19 protein-coding genes are annotated in these 18614 nt (G+C 57.1%); 8 read left to right on the top strand and 11 right to left on the bottom strand.

Translation table 11 applies throughout. The features are described from left to right. Positions 1-2 precede the first annotated feature (2 nt). Both tdh and IYV58_RS26525 read left to right on the top strand, forming a co-directional pair. Entirely contained in the window at positions 3-1028 is a 1026-nt protein-coding gene (tdh, locus tag IYV58_RS26530; RefSeq protein ID WP_004126597.1) for an L-threonine 3-dehydrogenase, read from the top strand. Positions 1029-1189: 161 nt separating this feature from the next. Further along, positions 1190-1987: a glycosyltransferase family 2 protein gene (locus IYV58_RS26525; protein WP_112166030.1), complete on the top strand. Its 798-nt coding sequence runs from the start codon at positions 1190-1192 to the stop codon at positions 1985-1987. Here the strand turns inward: IYV58_RS26525 and IYV58_RS26520 are convergent. The 3 genes from IYV58_RS26520 to gpmM are packed head-to-tail and all read right to left on the bottom strand — an operon-like array spanning position 1984 to position 5745. Continuing rightward, on the bottom strand, positions 1984-2916 hold the full coding sequence (locus tag IYV58_RS26520; protein WP_004126591.1) for a divergent polysaccharide deacetylase family protein: 933 nt from the start codon (positions 2914-2916) through the stop codon (positions 1984-1986). The genes IYV58_RS26525 and IYV58_RS26520 overlap by 4 nt on opposite strands. A 3-nt stretch (positions 2917-2919) precedes the next feature. Beyond that, positions 2920-4191, bottom strand: a complete 1272-nt coding sequence (gene envC, locus IYV58_RS26515; RefSeq protein ID WP_004126588.1) for a murein hydrolase activator EnvC — start codon at positions 4189-4191, stop codon at positions 2920-2922. 9 nt (positions 4192-4200) lie between these two features. Further along, positions 4201-5745 (bottom strand): 2,3-bisphosphoglycerate-independent phosphoglycerate mutase, encoded by a 1545-nt coding sequence (gene gpmM / locus IYV58_RS26510; RefSeq protein WP_004126585.1) that lies wholly within the window; start codon positions 5743-5745, stop codon positions 4201-4203. A gap of 245 nt (positions 5746-5990) precedes the next feature. Between gpmM and IYV58_RS26505 the strand changes: the two genes are divergently transcribed. The 5 genes from IYV58_RS26505 (at position 5991) to cysE (ending at position 9230) form a co-directional block, all read left to right on the top strand. Next, a complete protein-coding gene (locus IYV58_RS26505) occupies positions 5991-6422 on the top strand; it encodes a rhodanese-like domain-containing protein (RefSeq protein WP_004126582.1) in 432 nt (143 codons plus the stop codon). A gap of 111 nt (positions 6423-6533) precedes the next feature. Next, entirely contained in the window at positions 6534-6785 is a 252-nt protein-coding gene (gene grxC / locus IYV58_RS26500) for a glutaredoxin 3 (RefSeq protein WP_004106850.1), read from the top strand. Between the two features lie 59 nt (positions 6786-6844). After that, positions 6845-7312 (top strand): protein-export chaperone SecB, encoded by a 468-nt coding sequence (gene secB / locus IYV58_RS26495; RefSeq protein ID WP_004106849.1) that lies wholly within the window; start codon positions 6845-6847, stop codon positions 7310-7312. Then, positions 7312-8328, top strand: a complete 1017-nt coding sequence (gene gpsA / locus IYV58_RS26490) for an NAD(P)H-dependent glycerol-3-phosphate dehydrogenase (RefSeq protein ID WP_049114115.1) — start codon at positions 7312-7314, stop codon at positions 8326-8328. Before secB ends, gpsA begins: the two co-directional genes overlap by 1 nt. 80 nt (positions 8329-8408) lie before the next feature. Next, complete coding sequence (gene cysE, locus IYV58_RS26485) at positions 8409-9230, top strand: serine O-acetyltransferase (RefSeq protein ID WP_004106845.1); 822 nt, start codon at positions 8409-8411, stop codon at positions 9228-9230. Between the two features lie 105 nt (positions 9231-9335). Here cysE and trmL read toward each other — a convergent pair whose 3' ends face one another. The 5 genes from trmL to IYV58_RS26460 all read right to left on the bottom strand — a co-directional run bounded on the left by trmL (position 9336) and on the right by IYV58_RS26460 (position 14289). Beyond that, the gene (trmL, locus tag IYV58_RS26480; protein WP_004126574.1) at positions 9336-9809 is read right to left on the bottom strand and encodes a tRNA (uridine(34)/cytosine(34)/5-carboxymethylaminomethyluridine(34)-2'-O)-methyltransferase TrmL; all 474 of its coding nucleotides are present in this window, start codon (positions 9807-9809) and stop codon (positions 9336-9338) included. Positions 9810-9925: 116 nt separating this feature from the next. Then, positions 9926-11155, bottom strand: coding sequence for an FMN-dependent L-lactate dehydrogenase LldD (gene lldD, locus IYV58_RS26475; protein ID WP_142468112.1), 1230 nt, complete (start codon positions 11153-11155; stop codon positions 9926-9928). Continuing rightward, positions 11155-11928, bottom strand: a complete 774-nt coding sequence (gene lldR, locus IYV58_RS26470; RefSeq protein WP_004126569.1) for a transcriptional regulator LldR — start codon at positions 11926-11928, stop codon at positions 11155-11157. The genes lldD and lldR overlap by 1 nt, the downstream gene beginning before the upstream one ends. Next, positions 11925-13580 (bottom strand): L-lactate permease, encoded by a 1656-nt coding sequence (gene lldP / locus IYV58_RS26465; protein WP_195729337.1) that lies wholly within the window; start codon positions 13578-13580, stop codon positions 11925-11927. The genes lldR and lldP overlap by 4 nt, the downstream gene beginning before the upstream one ends. A gap of 346 nt (positions 13581-13926) precedes the next feature. Next, entirely contained in the window at positions 13927-14289 is a 363-nt protein-coding gene (locus tag IYV58_RS26460; protein WP_004126558.1) for a YibL family ribosome-associated protein, read from the bottom strand. A gap of 274 nt (positions 14290-14563) precedes the next feature. Between IYV58_RS26460 and IYV58_RS26455 the strand changes: the two genes are divergently transcribed. After that, positions 14564-14788, top strand: a complete 225-nt coding sequence (locus tag IYV58_RS26455; protein WP_112166023.1) for a hypothetical protein — start codon at positions 14564-14566, stop codon at positions 14786-14788. Here the strand turns inward: IYV58_RS26455 and mtlR are convergent. From mtlR to IYV58_RS26440, 3 genes are all read right to left on the bottom strand, one after another. Next, positions 14777-15373 (bottom strand): mannitol operon repressor MtlR, encoded by a 597-nt coding sequence (gene mtlR, locus IYV58_RS26450; protein WP_004137764.1) that lies wholly within the window; start codon positions 15371-15373, stop codon positions 14777-14779. The genes IYV58_RS26455 and mtlR overlap by 12 nt on opposite strands. Beyond that, the gene (gene mtlD, locus IYV58_RS26445; RefSeq protein WP_049114683.1) at positions 15370-16518 is read right to left on the bottom strand and encodes a mannitol-1-phosphate 5-dehydrogenase; all 1149 of its coding nucleotides are present in this window, start codon (positions 16516-16518) and stop codon (positions 15370-15372) included. The genes mtlR and mtlD overlap by 4 nt, the downstream gene beginning before the upstream one ends. 125 nt (positions 16519-16643) lie before the next feature. Then, entirely contained in the window at positions 16644-18554 is a 1911-nt protein-coding gene (locus tag IYV58_RS26440) for a PTS mannitol transporter subunit IICBA (protein ID WP_049114682.1), read from the bottom strand. Positions 18555-18614: the final 60 nt, after the last annotated feature.

Raw genomic sequence — 18614 nt, 5'->3', positions numbered from 1 at the left:
AGATGAAAGCGTTATCCAAACTGAAGGCGGAAGAAGGCATCTGGATGACCGACGTGCCGGAACCGGAAGTCGGCCATAACGATTTGCTGATTAAAATTCGCAAGACCGCGATTTGCGGTACCGACGTGCACATCTACAACTGGGACGAGTGGTCGCAAAAGACCATTCCGGTGCCGATGGTGGTGGGCCATGAATATGTCGGCGAAGTGGTGGGTATCGGTCAGGAAGTTCGCGGCTTTAAGCTTGGCGACCGCGTTTCCGGCGAAGGGCATATCACCTGCGGCCACTGCCGTAACTGCCGCGCCGGGCGTACGCATCTGTGCCGCAATACCACGGGCGTCGGCGTCAACCGTCCGGGCTGTTTTGCCGAATATCTGGTGATCCCGGCGTTTAACGCCTTTAAAATCCCCGACAATATCTCTGACGATCTGGCGTCGATTTTCGACCCATTTGGCAACGCCGTGCATACCGCGCTTTCATTCGACCTCGTCGGTGAAGATGTGCTGGTTTCCGGCGCCGGCCCGATCGGCGTGATGGCCGCCGCGGTGGCGAAACACGTTGGCGCGCGTAACGTGGTGATTACCGACGTTAACGAATATCGTCTGGAGCTGGCGCGCAAAATGGGCGTCACCCGGGCGGTGAACGTTTCTAAAGAGAACCTTAACGATGTGATGGCCGAACTGGGCATGACCGAAGGTTTCGACGTGGGTCTGGAGATGTCCGGCGCGCCGCCGGCGTTCCGCACCATGCTCGATACCATGAACCACGGCGGGCGCATCGCCATGCTGGGGATCCCGCCGTCGGATATGTCTATCGACTGGACCAAGGTGATTTTCAAGGGGCTGTTTATCAAAGGGATTTATGGTCGCGAAATGTTCGAAACCTGGTACAAGATGGCCGCGCTCATCCAGTCCGGTCTCGATCTGTCGCCGATCATCACTCACCGCTTTGGTATTGATGATTTCCAGCAGGGCTTTGACGCGATGCGTTCCGGCCAGTCTGGCAAAGTCATTCTCAGCTGGGATTAATTTCCCTCGGTCTGCATTTTAAAAAAGCGCCCTGCGGGCGCTTTTTTGAGAGTTGTCCTACATTTTTGTGATACTTAATCCACTCCGCACTTTTTCTAAATCGCTTTCTCGCCTATTCGTTTATACAGTCAGTTTAACCATGGTTTAACCCTACAAAGATTATGCTTAAACTTTCTGTATGCTTATTGACCTGTAATTCATCCCGCTTATTACGGGAGGTTTTACCACCTTTGCTTAAGGTAGCCGATGAATTTATCGTCATCGATTCAGGCAGTACGGACGCCACGCTGCAGATTTGCCAACAGTTCGGTCTCACCGTTCACTATCATGCTTATACCACTCACGGCTCGCAGATGAACTACGCGACCTCCCTCGCCAGCCACGACTGGGTGCTGTGTATGGATAGCGATGAGATTCTTGATGACGAGGTGGTGGCAGCTATTCTGGCGCTGAAGGCGGGGGATGAGCCCGATCCAACCTGCGCCTGGCGTCTGCCGCGCTACTGGTTCGTGCTGGGTGAAGAGGTGCGAACTATTTACCCGGTATCCTCGCCGGATTTCCCGGTTCGCTTGTATAACCGTTCTGCCGCCCGGTTCAACGAGCGTCCGGTAGACGATCAGGTCGTCGGTTTTTCGTACTCGGCCAGGCTACCGGGATGCGTGCGCCACGACACTTTCTACTCCCTGCATGAAGTGTTTAATAAGCTCAATAGCTACACCACGCGGCTGGTTAAATATCAGAAGATCAGGCCGTCTCTTGGGCGCGGAGCGATCAGCGCGATTGGCGCTTTCTTTAAGTGGTATCTGTTTAGCGGAGCGTGGCGAAAGGGCAAGGTCGGCGTGGTCACCGGGCTTTACGCGACCTTTTACAGCTTTCTTAAATACTTTAAAGCCTGGTACGCCCATCAGGACAAGCCGGAATCCGCGGCGGATAAGCACACGGATTCCCGGACGATTTAGTTGGTGGGCTGATCCCAGCCCTGCCACTTCAGCTGGTAATACTGCAACAGCGTACTCTGGGCGATGCTTTCGCTCAGAATGGTAAAGAAGCGGCTGGCGTTGACCGGCTCCGGCGGACGTTTAGATTTGCACTGCTTCACGCCGCGGAACGGATTGCGCGGCGGCTGAACCCGCGGCGCGGTGTTCGGCGTAGAGGTATCCACCTGCGGTTCGTTGAGCAGGCTGCTCGGGCGAACCAGAGTGATATCCGGCGGCAGGTTATACACCATCTGCTGCAGCACGCGCACCGTCGTCGGGTGCGGGTGGCCGATAGCAATGGCGGAACCGTTGCGCCGCGCCAAAGCGATAGCGCGGTTGAACTGATAGCGGATATCCGCTTCGTTTTGGGTATCGTCGAGGAAAACCTTACGCTTAATCACCTTTACGCCGGTGCCCTGCGCCGCGCGCATGGCTTGGGTATTGCCGATGGTGACGCTATCGAGAAAGTAGAGATTGTAGCGCTCGAGCGCCTGCATCACCTTCTGCATGCCGAAGAGGTTCGACGTCATCGCGCTGCCCATATGGTTATTCAGCCCCACGGCGTAAGGGACCTTGCCGTAGGCTTCGCGGATAATGCGCTCTATCTCGCTGCTGTTCATATCCGGACGGAGAGTATCTTTTTCCAGCGGCTGTTTGCTGAGCGGCGCCATCGGCAGGTGGATGAGCACCTCGTGGCCGAGATTATGCGCTTTGGTCGCCATTTCGCGGGCGTGGGGCGCATTAGGGAGTACGGCAACGGAGATCGTCGCTGGCAGCGCCAGCACCTGGTTTTCCGTTTGTGGACGATAGCCAAAGTCGTCGATAACAATGGAGAGTTTGCCGGCAAATACCGGCGACGCGATAACCAGCGTACCGGTTACCGCGAGTGCGATTCTGCGAAATTGAAGCAAAACTTATCTTCCCAACCACGGCTGTGGATTGACCGCCTGACCCTGGCGGCGAATTTCGAAATACAGCGACGGACGGCCCTGACCGCCGCTGCTGCCTACGAGAGCGATCGGCTGGCCCGCCCGGACCTGAGTGCCGACGCTGACCAGCGCGCTTTGGTTATAGCCGTAAAGACTCATGTCGCCTTTGCCGTGTTCAACGACCACCACCAGGCCATAGCCCTGCAGCCAGTCGGCGAGAATAACCCGACCATCGGCAACGGCTTTGACCTCGGTGCCTTCAGACGCAGCGATAACCATCCCCTTCCAACGTAGTTCACCTTGCAGCTGTTCGCCATAGCGATGGAGAATTGAGCCGCGAACCGGCCAGAATGCCTGGCCGCGCGGTGAGCCAAGCCCGCCGGTGCGGGACATCAGCGAGCGTTCGCTTTCGGTAGGTTTGTAGGTGGTGCCTTTACGCGAGGCTTCCTGCTGGCGATCGCGCACATCCTGCGCTTCGCGGGCTTCGCGATCCGCCCGCGCTTTGGCCGCCGCCGCCGCCTGGGCGATACGGCCGCGCAGGCGTGATTCGTTAGCCCGCATCTCGCTGAGCTGCTGCTGGCCTTGCTGAATGGAGGATTCCAGGCTGGCGAGGGTCTTTTTACGCTCGTTGCGCGCCTGCTCCAGCTTGCTCTGCTGGGCGCGCTGTTCGTACACCAAGGTTTGCTGCTGGCTCTGTTTCTCTTCCAGCATCGATTTTTGCACCGCCATGTCTTCGCGGGTTTTCTTCAACTGGGCGATGGTTTCCTGGCGCGCCTGGTTCAGATAGCCAAAGTAAGCCTGCAGGCGTTGATTACGCTGCCCCTCTTCGCCGCTGAGGATCATCTGGATACCGGTATGTGGCCCCTGACGAAACGCGGCGTCGAGTTGCGCGGAAAGATTACGCTCCTGCGAGGCGCGCTGACGCTCCAGCTTAGCCAGCGCGGCGTTCATTTCGTCGATCTGCTTATTTAGCTGGTTCAGCGTTTCCTGAGTTTCGCGCAGCTTGCGCGCGGCGGCGGAGATAGCCTCCTCCTGCGCTTTAAGCTGAGCGACCAGGGAAGCGCGCTGCTGCTGCTGCTGCTTAATCGCCCGCTGTTTAGCGGCGATATCGGCCTGAATGGATTTAAGCTGGTCGCTGTCGTCGGCGTGAGCAGATGCGGCGCACAGCAATACGCCAGCGCTAAGCGCGCTGGCGTAAAGGACGGATCGAACTGCCGTTGCGATCCATGTAGTTGAATAAGTCGCCTTTCCCCTCATGGGGAAGGATTATTCCACGATGAACAGCGGCTTGCCAGTCATCTCTTGCGGGATTTCCATTCCCATCAGCGTCAGCATGGTCGGCGCGATGTCGGAAAGTTTGCCGCCGTTAACCGCTTTGACGTTTTTATCGCCAACGTAAATCAGCGGAACCGGCAGGTTGGTGTGCGCGGTATGCGCCTGACCGGTGGCCGGGTCGCGCATCTGCTCGGCGTTGCCGTGGTCTGCGGTGATCAGCAGCTGTCCGCCAACGGATTCAACGGCTTTGCTAACCTGGTCGATGCAGTGATCCAGCGCTTCCACCGCTTTAACGGCGGCTTCCATCACTCCGGTATGGCCAACCATATCGCCGTTCGGGTAGTTACAGATGATGGTGTCGAACTGACCGCCCTTGATGGCGGCAACCAGTTTTTCGGTCAGCTCGGCGGAGCTCATTTCCGGCTGCAGATCGTAGGTCGCGACCTTCGGCGAGTTGATCAGAATGCGCTCTTCGCCTTTGAACGGCTCTTCAACGCCGCCGTTGAAGAAGAAAGTTACGTGAGCGTATTTTTCGGTTTCGGAGATGCGCAGCTGGGTTTTGTCGTTCTTCGCCATCCATTCGCCGAAGGTATTGGTCAGGGACGCCGGCGGATAAGCACAGGCGACTTTAATGTCCGCGGCGTATTCGGTCAGCATGACGAAATCGAGGTTCACTACTTTCTTACGGGCGAAGCCGTCGAAATCGGCGTTAACGAAGGCGCGAGTAATTTCGCGGGCGCGGTCGGCGCGGAAATTCATGAAAATCAGCGCATCGCCGTCTTCCATCGCCGCGTCGGCCTGGCCTGCGGCGCGGATAACGGTCGCTTTCACGAACTCATCGTTCTCATCGCGCGCATAAGCGGCCTGCAGGCCTGCAACGGCGGTATCGGCCTGGAACTCGCCTTTTGCCAGGGTCATCAGATCGTAAGCCTGCTCAACGCGATCCCAACGATTGTCGCGGTCCATGGCGTAGTAGCGGCCAATGATCGAGGCGACGCGGCCTTTGCCCAGCGCGGCAAATTTGTCTTCGAATTTCGCCAGCGTCTTTTCAGCGCTGCGCGGCGGGGTATCGCGGCCGTCGAGGAAGGCGTGCAGATAGATTTTATCCGCGCCGCGCTCGGCTGCCAGTTCCACCATCGCCATGATGTGGTCTTCGTGGCTGTGGACGCCGCCCGGCGACATCAGGCCCATGATATGCACGGCTTTGCCCGCGGCGACGGCTTTATCGACCGCGCCGGTCAGTACCGGGTTGGCGAAGAAGGTGCGTTCTTTGATTTCAACGTCCAGGCGGGTCAGATCCTGGTACACGATGCGGCCCGCGCCGAGATTAACGTGGCCTACTTCAGAGTTGCCCATTTGACGATCCGGCAGACCGACTTCCAGGCCTGAAGCATCGATCAGAGTGTGCGGACGTTTTGCCCACAGTGCGTCCATAACAGGGGTTTTAGCGCTATAAATAGCGTTATCCTGCTGGTCTTCACGGTAGCCATAGCCATCCAGAATCACCAGTACCATAGGTTTTTTAGAAACCGACATTGCGACAACCTCATGCTCAAAGACAGAAAATTTGCGTAATTTTACTACAGCTGAATCGATCAAATCACCGTAAAAGATCAAAGAAAGAGGGCGGCCAGAGCGCATCGTTGCGGCGAGAGCGGTTTTTTTTCGTGACGGGCCGCAGAAAATACATTACATCGCGCTCACTGGCTGTATTTGCCGCAATGCACAGGTATACTCCTTCCCTGGTTTTTTTATCACTTAGTCGGGAGTTGTAACCCCCCATGCAAGAAATTATGCAATTCATCAGCCGTCACCCCGTCCTGAGCATCGCGTGGGTCGCGCTGCTGGTGGCGGTGCTGTTCACCACCTTTAAAGGATTGATGTCGAAAGTTAAAGTCATCACCCGTGGTGAAGCGACGCGCCTGATCAACAAAGAAGATGCCGTGGTTGTCGACCTGCGTCAGCGTGACGATTTCCGTAAAGGCCACATTGCGGGTTCTATTAACCTGCTGCCGAGCGATATCAAAGCAAATAACGTCGGCGAGTTGGAAAAGCACAAAGCACAACCCATTATAGTAGTAGACGGCTCAGGTATGCAGGCGCAAGAACCCGCCAGCGCGCTGAACAAAGCCGGCTTTGAAAAGGTCTTCGTACTGAAAGAGGGCATCGCTGGCTGGAGCGGCGAGAACCTTCCTCTGGTACGCGGTAAATAATTTACCCGCGTCTTTATGGCGCAGCGCGGTTTTCCCTGCGGCGGCTATTCGCCAGCGGGAAGATAGCGCCTGCGGCGTGAAACTCTCGGGGGTAAAAACAGGAGTGAAGTCATGGCCAATATTGATATCTATACCAAAGCGACCTGCCCGTTCTGCGTACGTGCAAAAGCGCTGCTGAACAGCAAGGGCGTGACGTTCAACGAGTTGCCTATCGATGGCGATGCTGCGAAGCGTGAAGAAATGATTCAGCGCAGCGGTCGGACGACGGTTCCGCAGATTTTTATTGATGCGCAGCACATTGGCGGCTGTGACGACTTGTATGCGCTTGATTCACGTGGTGGACTCGATCCCCTCCTGCGCTAATTTTTGCGCTCATCCCCATTGGACGGGCGTACTTAAGGACAACACGAAAGGGTTTTACTATGTCAGAACAAAACAGCACCGAAATGACTTTCCAGATTCAGCGCATCTACACCAAAGATATCTCTTTTGAAGCGCCGAACGCGCCGCAAGTTTTTCAGAAAGATTGGCAGCCGGAAGTTAAACTTGATCTGGATACGGCTTCCAGCCAGCTGGCTGAAGGCGTGTATGAAGTGGTGCTGCGCGTAACCGTAACCGCCTCTCTGGGCGAAGAAACCGCGTTCCTGTGTGAAGTACAGCAGGGCGGTATTTTCTCCATCGAAGGCATCGACGGTACCCAGATGGCGCACTGCCTCGGCGCATACTGCCCGAACATTCTGTTCCCGTACGCGCGCGAGTGCATCACCAGCCTGGTTTCTCGCGGTACCTTCCCGCAACTGAACCTTGCGCCAGTGAACTTCGATGCGCTGTTTATGAACTATCTGCAGCAGCAGGCTGGCGAAGGTGCTGAACAACATCAGGATGCCTGATGAACGCGCTTAACGCTGCAATGACTGTGATCGGTGCCGGCTCTTACGGCACCGCTCTTGCCATCACCCTGGCAAGAAATGGCCACGAGGTTGTCCTCTGGGGCCATGACCCGAAACATATCGCGACGCTGCAGAACGATCGCTGCAACGCTGCGTTCCTTCCCGATGTTCCATTCCCGGATACGCTGCACCTTGAGAGCGACCTGGCAACGGCGCTTGCCGCCAGCCGCGATATTCTCGTGGTGGTGCCCAGTCACGTCTTTGGGCAGGTTCTGCGCCAGATCAAGCCGCTGATGCGCCCTGACGCGCGTCTGGTATGGGCAACAAAAGGTCTGGAAGCCGAAACCGGACGCCTGCTGCAGGACGTGGCCCGTGAAGCGCTGGGCGACGCTATTCCGCTGGCGGTGATTTCCGGCCCGACCTTCGCCAAAGAGCTGGCGGCAGGCCTGCCGACCGCGATCTCGCTGGCGTCTACGGACCCGCAGTTCGCTGATGATTTGCAAAGCCTGCTGCACTGCGGCAAGAGCTTCCGCGTCTATATCAACCCGGACTTTATCGGCGTGCAGCTCGGCGGCGCGGTGAAAAACGTCATCGCTATCGGCGCCGGCATGTCTGACGGCATCGGCTTTGGCGCCAACGCGCGTACCGCGCTGATTACCCGCGGGCTGGTTGAGATGTCCCGCCTCGGGGAGGCGCTTGGCGCCGATCCGGAGACCTTTATGGGGATGGCGGGCTTAGGCGATCTGGTGCTCACCTGCACCGATAACCAGTCGCGTAACCGCCGCTTCGGCATGATGCTCGGTCAGGGCATGGACGTGCAAAGCGCGCAGGAGAAGATTGGTCAGGTGGTTGAAGGCTATCGCAATACCAAAGAGGTTCGCGTTCTGGCGCAGCGTTTAGGCGTCGAAATGCCAATAACCGAGGAAATTTATCAGGTATTGTATTGCGGAAAAATTGCGCGCGAGGCAGCATTGACCTTATTAGGTCGTGCACGCAAGGACGAGCGTAGCAACTAACTGCGATGGAACCTGGATCACCTGAGTGACCCGGCCAGCAAAGAACTGGCCGGTCATTATTATATCGTCTGGAGTCAGCAATGCCGTGTGAAGAACTGGATATCGTCTGGAATAATATTAAAGCCGAAGCTCGGGCTTTAGCTGACTGTGAGCCGATGCTCGCCAGTTTTTACCACGCCACGCTACTCAAGCACGAAAATCTCGGCAGCGCCCTGAGCTATATGCTGGCGAATAAACTGGCTTCTCCGATCATGCCCGCCATCGCGATTCGTGAAGTGGTGGAAGAGGCCTACGCCGCCGACCCGGAAATGATCGCCTCCGCCGCCTGCGATATTCAGGCGGTTCGTACCCGCGACCCGGCGGTGGACAAATACTCGACGCCGCTGCTCTATCTGAAAGGGTTCCACGCGCTGCAGGCCTATCGTATCGGCCACTGGTTGTGGAATCAGGGGCGTCGGGCGCTGGCGATCTTCCTGCAAAATCAGGTTTCCGTATCGTTCCAGGTGGACATCCACCCGGCGGCGAAGATTGGCCGTGGCATCATGCTTGACCACGCGACGGGTATCGTCGTCGGTGAAACGGCGGTGATTGAAGACGATGTGTCGATTCTACAATCCGTGACCCTTGGCGGTACCGGTAAAACCAGCGGCGATCGTCATCCGAAAATTCGCGAAGGCGTGATGATTGGCGCCGGGGCGAAGATCCTCGGCAATATCGAAGTCGGACGCGGGGCAAAAATCGGCGCGGGTTCGGTGGTGCTACAGCCGGTGCCGCCGCATACCACCGCCGCAGGCGTTCCCGCCCGCATCGTGGGCAAGCCGGAGAGCGATAAGCCAGCGATGGATATGGATCAGCACTTTAACGGCATACACCATACCTTCGAGTACGGCGACGGTATCTGATTGATTTCCCGGAGACGATGCTGCGCATCTATCCGGGCTACAAAACAGAGCGCTGTCCGGTAGCCCGGACAGGTCCTACGCGCCGCAATCCGGGAATCGCTCAGGCTAGCTGCGCAGCACCGCTCCGGGATAGCCCAGCTGGCGCCAGGCTTCATACACCACCACCGACACCGCGTTCGACAGGTTCATGCTGCGGCTGTCCGGCATCATCGGAATACGAATTTTTTGCTCTGGCGGCAGGGCATCGAGAATGCTGGCCGGCAGGCCGCGGGTTTCCGGGCCAAACAGCAGAAAATCGCCATCCTGATAGCTCACCGCGCTATGCGCCGGGGTCCCTTTGGTGGTCAGGGCGAACAGACGCTGCGGCTTTGCGCTTTCAATAAAAGCGGCGTAATCACGATGGCGCTGGACGGCGGCGAACTCATGGTAATCCAGCCCGGCGCGGCGAAGACGCTTATCATCCCAGGCAAAACCCATGGGTTCGATAATATGCAGATTGAAGCCGGTGTTAGCGCACAGGCGGATGATATTCCCGGTATTTGGCGGGATTTCTGGTTCGAATAAGACGATGTTCAGCATACTGCCCCCTTAATTGCGGGGGGGCAGAATAGCAGATATTTGGTTAACCCTCACCCCGACCCTCTCGCGGAAAGGGTGCGGGAGAAAACCGGCGCCGGCCTGTGAGCCCGATGGCGTTAACCCGCCTGCCGGACGTTTCCCTCTCCCTGGGGGAGAGGGGTCACTGCCGGGTTTCCTGCTACGATCGTATCAAAGGTCCGCAGCGCATCGGCGTTTTGCACTAAAGATTCACGGCTGATTTCGCCGATAGTTTTCGCGCCGGTCAGCGTCATCGCCACCTTCATCTCTTTCTCGATCAGGTTCAGCAGATTGGCGACACCCTGCTTGCCGTGGGTGGCGAGCGCATAGAGGTATGCGCGGCCCAGCAGCACGCTGTCGGCGCCAAGGGCGATCATGCGTACGACATCGAGACCGTTGCGGATGCCGCTATCGGCGAGGATGGTAATGTCGCCTTTAACCGCATCGGCAATCGCGGGCAGGGCGCGGGCGGAAGAGAGCACGCCGTCAAGTTGGCGGCCGCCGTGGTTGGAAACCACGATGCCGTCAGCGCCGAAGCGCACCGCGTCGCGGGCGTCTTCCGGATCGAGGATCCCCTTGATCACCATCGGACCGTCCCAAAAGTCGCGGATCCACTCAAGGTCTTTCCAGGAAATCGAAGGATCGAAGTTATTCGCCAGCCAGCCGATATAGTCCTCCAGACCGGTCGGCTTGCCGAGGTAGGCGGAGATATTGCCCAAATCGTGCGGCCGACCGTTTAATCCGACGTCCCATGCCCACTGAGGATGAGTCACCGCCTGCCAGTAGCGGCGCATTGCCGCGTTCGGGCCGCTCATCCCGGAGTGAGCGTCGCGATAGCGCGCGCCGGGGGTCGGCATATCGACGGTAAAGACCAGCGTCGAACAGCCCGCCGCCTTCGCCCGCTCCAGCGCATTGCGCATAAAACCGCGGTCGCGCAGGACGTATAGCTGGAACCACATTGGGCGCTTAATGGTCGGGGCGACCTCTTCAATCGGGCAGACGGAAACGGTAGAGAGGGTAAACGGAATACCTTTTTCATCCGCTGCGCCAGCGGCCTGCACTTCACCACGGCGGGCGTACATCCCGCACAGTCCAACCGGCGCCAGGGCTGTCGGCATCGCCAGCTTCTCGTTGAATAAGGTGGTTTCCAGGCTCAGGTCCGACATATTGCGCAGAATACGCTGGCGGAGCGCGACGTCGGACAGGTCCTCAACGTTGCGGCGCAGGGTGTGCTCGGCGTAAGCGCCGCCGTCGATATAGTGGAACAGGAACGGTGGCAGGATACGCTGTGCGGCGGCGCGGTAGTCGCTGGCGGCGGAAATAATCATCACAAGTTCTCCCTGGAATTTTCGTTATGGTCACCGGGCAGGCGGGTAATTCGCGCCTGGCGGGCCTGGTCTTCATCAAAGCGTTTGATCGTGGCGTGAACAAAGCCCAAATGGGCCATCATCGCCTTTCTGGCACCTTCCGGGTCACCGGCGATAATCGCCTCCATGACCGCCTGGTGCTGTTCGGTCAAGCGAGCGAATACCGGCGGGACGAGATACATCCGCTGGCGGCTCTCCTTGACTGAGGACTGTAAGAGGTCGAAAAAACCGCGCATGGTTTGCAGCAGCACCACGTTGTGCGAGGCTTCGGCAATCGCCAGGTGGAAGCGGACGTCGGCCTGCGAGGCCAGGTCCGGATCTTCGCTTTGGGTGGCTTCAAAGCAGAGGCGGATTTTCTCTTTTTCGGCATCGGTTGCCCGCATTGCCGCATGCCAGGCGGTACTGGCTTCGATGGCGTGACGGGCTTCGAGAATATCAAAGCTGTAATCGGGGTCGTCGGAGAGCAGCGTCTTCAGCGGCTGGACGATGTTTTGCTCCGACCACGCTTCATGCTGCCAGCGCACGAAGGTGCCCCCGCCGCGACGACTGAGCAGCACCCCTTCGTTGACTAACATCGCCAGCGCTTCGCGCAGGGAATTGCGCGATACGCCCAGCTGCGCCGCCAGCTGACGTTCGGCGGGCAATCGCATGCCCGCCTCCAGCTTTTGTTCTTCAATCAGCGCCCGCACGCGACGGGCTACATCGTCGGCAAGGCGTTTTGGCATCACTATCACGGGATCATCCAGGTTAAGACGTAGGCCTGCAGGGTGGTGATCACGCCGACCATGCAGGTGAAAATCAGACTATGTTTCACGGTAAAGCGGAACAGGTCCGACTCCTTCCCAACCAGACCGACCGCCGCACAGGCGATGGCGATGGACTGTGGGGAGATCATTTTCCCGGTCACGCCGCCGGTGGTGTTAGCGGCGACCAGCAGGATATCGGAGACGCCAATCTGCTGGGCCGCCGTCGCTTGTAGCGCGGCAAACAGCGCGTTCGACGAGGTATCCGAACCAGTCAGGAATACCCCCAGCCAGCCGAGGAACGGCGAGAAGAAGGTAAACGCATGGCCGGTATGCGCCAGCGCAAGGGCCAGCGTTGAGGATAGACCGGAATAGTTAGAAATAAAGGCGAACGCCAGTACCATGCCGATGGAGTAAATCGGCAGCGCCAGCTCTTTCAGCGTGCTGCCAAAGGTCGAGATCGCGTCCTTCGGCTTCATGCGCAGCCAGACGATGGAAAGCAGCGCGGCGAACAGGATGGCGGTGCCGGTGGCGGAGAGCCAGTCAAACTTATAGACCGCGGCGTAAGGCGTGGCTTCGTTGACCACCGGCGGCATGCGGGCCACCATTTTGTCGAGAAACGGCACGGAAATATTAATCACAAAATCGTACATCGCGCCGCCCGGGGCGAACAGCGCTTTGAACGGCGGCACGCTCCACAGGGTCACGGTTGCGGTCAGAAACAGGAACGGCGACCACGCGCGAATCACCTGTCCCGGCGTGTAGCGGGTGTGCGCCAGGTTCATATCGACCTGCGATGCGCCCATATCGCCGAAGCGGAAGATGCGAACCGGCTGCCAGCGTTTGAGGAACAGCGTCAGGCAGACCAGCGATACCAGTGAAGAGATAATGTCCGGCAGCTCCGGGCCGAGGAAGTTAGAGCTGAGGTACTGAGCAATCGCGAAGGAGCCGCCGGCGACCATGACTGCGGGCCAGGTCTCTTTAATGCCGCGCCAGCCGTCCATAATCGCCATGATCCAGAACAGCACGATGATGGTCAGGAACGGCAGCTGGCGGCCAACCATCTGGCCGATTTCGAAACTGTCGAGGCCCGTCACCTGTCCGGCGACCAGAATCGGAATGCCCATCGCGCCAAACGCGACCGGCGCGGTGTTGACGATCAGACAGAGGCCTGCCGCATACAGCGGGTTAAAGCCGAGCCCCACCAGCAGCGCTGCGGTGATGGCGACCGGCGCGCCAAAACCGGCGGCCCCTTCGAGGAACGCGCCGAAGGAGAAACCGACAATCAGCATTTGCAGACGCTGATCCGGGGTGATCGACAAAATCGATGAGCGGATAATGTCGAACTGCCCGGTTTTCACCGAGATTTTATAGACGAAGACCGCAGCGATAATAATCCACGCGATTGGCCACAGGCCGTAGAAGAAGCCGTAGATGACGGAGGCCAGCGCGTGGTCAACCGGCATTTTGTAGAACAGCAGAGCGACGGAGAGCGCAATGAGCACGGTCCAGGTCGCGGCAACGTACCCTTTCAGCTTGAGCTTTAACAGGGCAAAAAAGAAAAATAGAATCGGTAGCGATGCGATAAGACTCGATAGCCAGATGTTGCCGGCCGGATCGTAATTTTGTTGCCAGAGGTTCATGCAGGTCTCCATCGGGCCGTTATGATGCCGTGCTGAGTCTTGCGCTCTTAGCAGGTCACATCATTTGTAAAATTGGCCCAGCCAAATTGCGATTGTAGGATTAACGACAACGAATGGTTAATCAAATGTTATTGATGAGCAATATGTCTGTGACGAAAAATGATGGATATGTGAACCATTGGGCGATTTAAGAAATAATTGGTAGGGCCAGTTGGGGCGATGAATAGCGTTAGAAACAGAATAGATCCCGGAGGCGATGCTGCGCATCTGTCCGGGCTACCATCTCGTAGACGGCGGTGAACCCATAGCCCCGGTAAGGCGTTAGCCGCCACCGGGGACGACAGGATTAGAACGCGGTTTTGGCGAAGCCGGTCATCTCTTTGAGGCCCATTTCGCGACCCAGCGCGGTCATCGGGTGAACAACAACCAGACCGCGCACGCTTTTCTTGAGTTTGCCCATATCGGCCTGCTCTTTTTTGGTGATGGCGCGGCGATGCGGCATGTCCATCAGCTTTTGCGCTTCTTTGCTCAGCTTCTGGCCTTGAATCTCACGCAGGCGGATGATTTCTGCCTCAATGGTGGTTTTTTCTTTTTCCAGCTCGGCGTATTTTTCTGCGGCTTCAACCAGGGACAGATCGGCCTGCTGGTGGCGGATGGCGTCAAGACGATCGCTCAGACGTTTAATTTCGTTTTTTTCGACTTCTTTCATGATGGCTTAATCTATTAAGAAAGGGGCATTATCAGACTATAGTATGTGCTGTCGCTTGGGTTGTGGGTAGTAATTTATCAAAACGTCGCCGTTTTTTGGTCATAACAGCCGTAACGGCATTCAATAACCTATTGAACATAAAAATCATTTTTAGCCAGAGTTGGCGAATATTCATTTCTGTGAAGCCTGTCGGTCATTCAGCACGTTTTCCTCATCTGAAAGCCTGTTTTTGGCTAATCCTTAATAAGATCATTCCCGAGCAGAGGAGAGCGTGATGGCGAAAATCGGCGACGGCGTACCGCGCATTATTGATAAGGCCGTAGATTTTATGGCTTCAAGCCAGGCTTTTATGGAATATCTGAAAAAATCTCCGCGTTTGCAGCATATACCGCCGGATATTCCGGCTGATAAAGAAGCGCTATTTCTGCGGCGTCTTGAGTATTATCGTCAGCTTTATCGGCCGACGTGCGACCAGCAAGAGCCAGAATCAGAGGGTTGATTTTTGAAAGGCTTTTTTTAAGCTGATTTTAGAAATCAGCTCGGTCAGAGATAGCATCATTGTCGAACGTACGACCTGCTGGTAGCGCAGCTTTTGCATTGCCAGCAGGTCCGCATCGCTCTCATCAAATAGCGGCGTTGGCGGCAGAGCGGCTACGCAGTGCAGTTCGCCAAACGGTCCAAGGATCTCATCGTCGGTAAAGCTGTACTCATTACCGTCGTGGTTCAGTTCTTCGCGCAGGGCCATCAGCAGTTCAGCGTCTTCATATTCGGCGCGGCTAATCACCCCAAGGCCGTAAATCAGCTTCAGGCGTACAGAAAGGTCGCCAAGCGGCCCGTCGCCGTCCAGCAACGGCTCCACTGCGTATTTCACCGCGTAGTCGTCTTTACGGAATACCTGAAGCACCAGAATATTGACCGCTTCCGTCAACAGTTCAACGGTGGCGATCAGGAAGCTTCTTACGGTTTTGCCAGCATTCAGACGTTCAAGCACACGGTTTTCAAATGCCTGTGTTTCTTCCATTATTGCCTGCATATCTGACATGAGTAATGGGCGCGGTTCGGACCGCGCCAGGTCTTGCCTCATTTGGTGGCGCTGTAGTCGTTAACGGCCTCCGCCACCACTTCGCTTGCCGCGTCCAGACCCGAAATCTGCGCCAGCGCAGCCTGCGGACCTTTCTCGGCAATCAGCGCCGCCAGTTCCTGCGCCTGCGGGTCCTCTTCGCTGCGGAAATGCATCGCCGCGGCGATCCCTTTCACCAGATTCCGATGCGGCAGGCCATATTCCAGCGTGCCGAGCAGCGGCTTAATTAAGCGATCCCCCGCGCTCAGTTTGCGCAGCGGCTGGCGGCCAACGCGCTCAACGTCATCTTTCAGATACGGGTTCTCAAAACGACCAATAATTTTCTGGATGTATGCAGCGTGCTTTTGCGCATCAAAGGCATAGCGTTTGATCAGCACCGCGCCGCTCTCTTCCATTGCCCCTTTGACCACAGCGCGAATATTCTCATCAAGAATCGCGTCGCGAATCGTCTGGTGGCCCGCCAGTTTTCCGAGGTAGGCGGTTATAGCATGTCCGGTGTTTAAGGTGAATAGCTTACGTTCGACAAATGCCATCAGGTTATCGGTTAATTCCATACCTGGGATGTTCGGCAGTTCGCCTTTGAACTGGGTCTTGTCGACAATCCACTCGCTGAAGGTTTCCACGGTGACTTCCAGCGGATCGTGAGTGGCGGAAGCGGACGGCGGAACGATGCGGTCAACGGCGGAATCAACGAAGCCGACGTTGGCTTCAACCCAGGCTTTATCCTCTTCGGCCAGGGCGTTAAAAACGTGGCCCTTAAGCTGGCTGGTGCCGCGAACCATATTCTCGCAGGCGATGATATTCAGTGGGGCCGTAACGCCCTGGGCCTTGCGTTTAGCCAGGCCTTTGGCAATCGCCGGTGCGATGCGCTCGAGCACGACCGGGCCGACGGCGGTGGTCAGCAGATCCACGTGGGCGATCAGCTCCACGACTTCATCGCCGATGCTGCTGACGGCATCAACGCCGGAAACGGTATCAACCTGCTCGTTCTCGCCGACTACGTGAACCTGATAGCTATGACGGGCATTCAGGGCATCAAGAACGACCTGATTTACATCCGCAAACGTCAGCTGTATCCCCGCGTCCGCCAGCAGTTTGCCGATAAAGCCACGACCGATATTACCTGCGCCAAAATGTAATGCTTTCATAGTATTAACCTTAAATTAATGTTTTTACCTGAGAGGGCTGGGGTGAGGCTTTTCCCTCACCCAAACCCTCTCCCCATGACTAAGGAGAGAGGGGGGCGTTTCCCGGCGCACCGCCGGGAGACAAATTACCCTTTCAACAGCGTCAGAACTTCTTCAACGCTGGTGGTTTTCGTCAGACGCTCAATCACAGATTCATCGTCCAGCGCGTTCGTCAGGCTGGTAATGACCTGAATATGCTCGTTATTACGAGCCGCGATACCGATAACCAGGCGAGCCACCTCGTCCTCTTCTTCGCCGAAGCGCACGCCTTCGGGATACTGGCAGAAGACGATGCCGGTTTTCAGGACGCGATCTTTCGCTTCAATCGTGCCGTGCGGTACCGCGATAGACTCACCCAGATAGGTGGAGGTCAGCTTTTCACGGTCCAGCATCGCCTGGACGTATTCCGGCTCAACGTAGCCGCCTTTCACCAGCTGCTCGCCGGCAAACAGAATCGCTTCTTCTTTGGTCGCCGCTTTACGACCGAGGAAGATGTTCTCCGCGCCGAGTTTGAACAGGTTGGTGTCAGCCGCCTCGAAGCTGTCTTTCAGGCTATCGCGGACTTTCTCTTCGTTGTCAGTATGGCGCTGCGCCGCAACCAGACGTTCAGTCAGGCTGGTGTACAGGCCGCTGTCGAGGAAGTTAGTCAGCGAAATATGCTGCGCCTGCGGCACCTGACGCATCGCCCGCTCGGTCAGATCGCGGTGGGTGATGACCAGGTCCACATCCGGCGGCAGGTTGTTAATCGCACAGTTAGTCACGGAGATATTGCTCAGCCCGGCATCCTGCACTTTCTTACGCAGCACGCCTGCGCCCATGGCGCTGGAGCCCATACCGGCGTCGCAGGCGACGATGATTTTACGTACGTGGCTCAGGTCGTTCGCGACATCGCCAGCGGCCAGCGGAGTAGCGGCGCCTTTGGATTCGGCTTTCATATCGTGCATGCGACGGGTCGCGGCTTCGATATCATCTTCTTCTTTCACTTTGCTGGTTTTCAGCAGAACCGCTGCGACCACGAAGGAAACGGCCATCGCGGCGACAATCGCGGCGATATTAGCGAAGTAGGCGCCTTTCGGCGTCATCGCCAGCACGGCCAGGATGGAGCCCGGGGAAGCCGGAGAGACCAGACCGCCGTTAAAGATGGTCAGCGTGAATACGCCGGTCATCCCGCCGAGGATAACGGCCAGAATCAGGCGCGGGTTCATCAGCACGTACGGGAAGTAAATCTCGTGGATACCGCCGAGGAAGTGGATGATTGCCGCACCGCCCGCAGACTGTTTGGCGCTGCCGCGGCCGAAGAACATATACGCCAGCAGGACGCCCATCCCCGGACCTGGGTTAGCTTCGATCAGGAAGAAGATCGATTTGCCCAGCTCGTGGGATTGCTGAATACCCAGCGGCGAGAAAATACCGTGGTTAATGGCGTTGTTGAGGAACAGGATTTTCGCCGGTTCAACAAAGATAGACGCCAGCGGCAGCATCTCGTGCGCCACCATGAAGTTAACGCCTGCGGCCAGAATTTTCGACAGGACTTCAACCGCCGGGCCAATGCCGAGAAACGCCAGAATGGCGAGGATCATACCGATGATGCCTGCGGAGAAGTTATTCACCAGCATCTCAAAACCGGATTTGATCTTACCGTCTACCCAGACGTCGAATTTTTTAATTGCCCAGCCGCCCAGCGGGCCGGCGATCATGGAGCCGAGGAACATCGGCATATCCGCGCCGACGATAACGCCCATGGTGGTAATCGCGCCGACCACGCCGCCGCGCTCGCCGCCAACCAGCTTACCGCCGGTATAACCGATCAGCAGCGGCAGCAGATAGGTGATCATCGGACCAACCAGCTTCGCCAGCGTTTCGTTCGGTAACCATCCTGTCGGAATGAATAGAGCGGTGATAATACCCCACGCGATAAACGCGCCGATATTTGGCATCACCATATTGCTGAGGAAACGACCAAAGCTTTGCACTTTGATCTTGATATCGGATGACATAAAACACCCCTTCTTCTGTTTTTGCTATCGGCAGGCTGAAAGCCCGAGGCTTGTTGTTAA

Source organism: Klebsiella sp. BDA134-6, from assembly GCF_015601345.1.
GTDB lineage: Bacteria > Pseudomonadota > Gammaproteobacteria > Enterobacterales > Enterobacteriaceae > Klebsiella > Klebsiella grimontii.
Note: the sequence above shows the minus strand (reverse complement) of the source record. Positions and strands in the feature narration are given on the sequence as shown.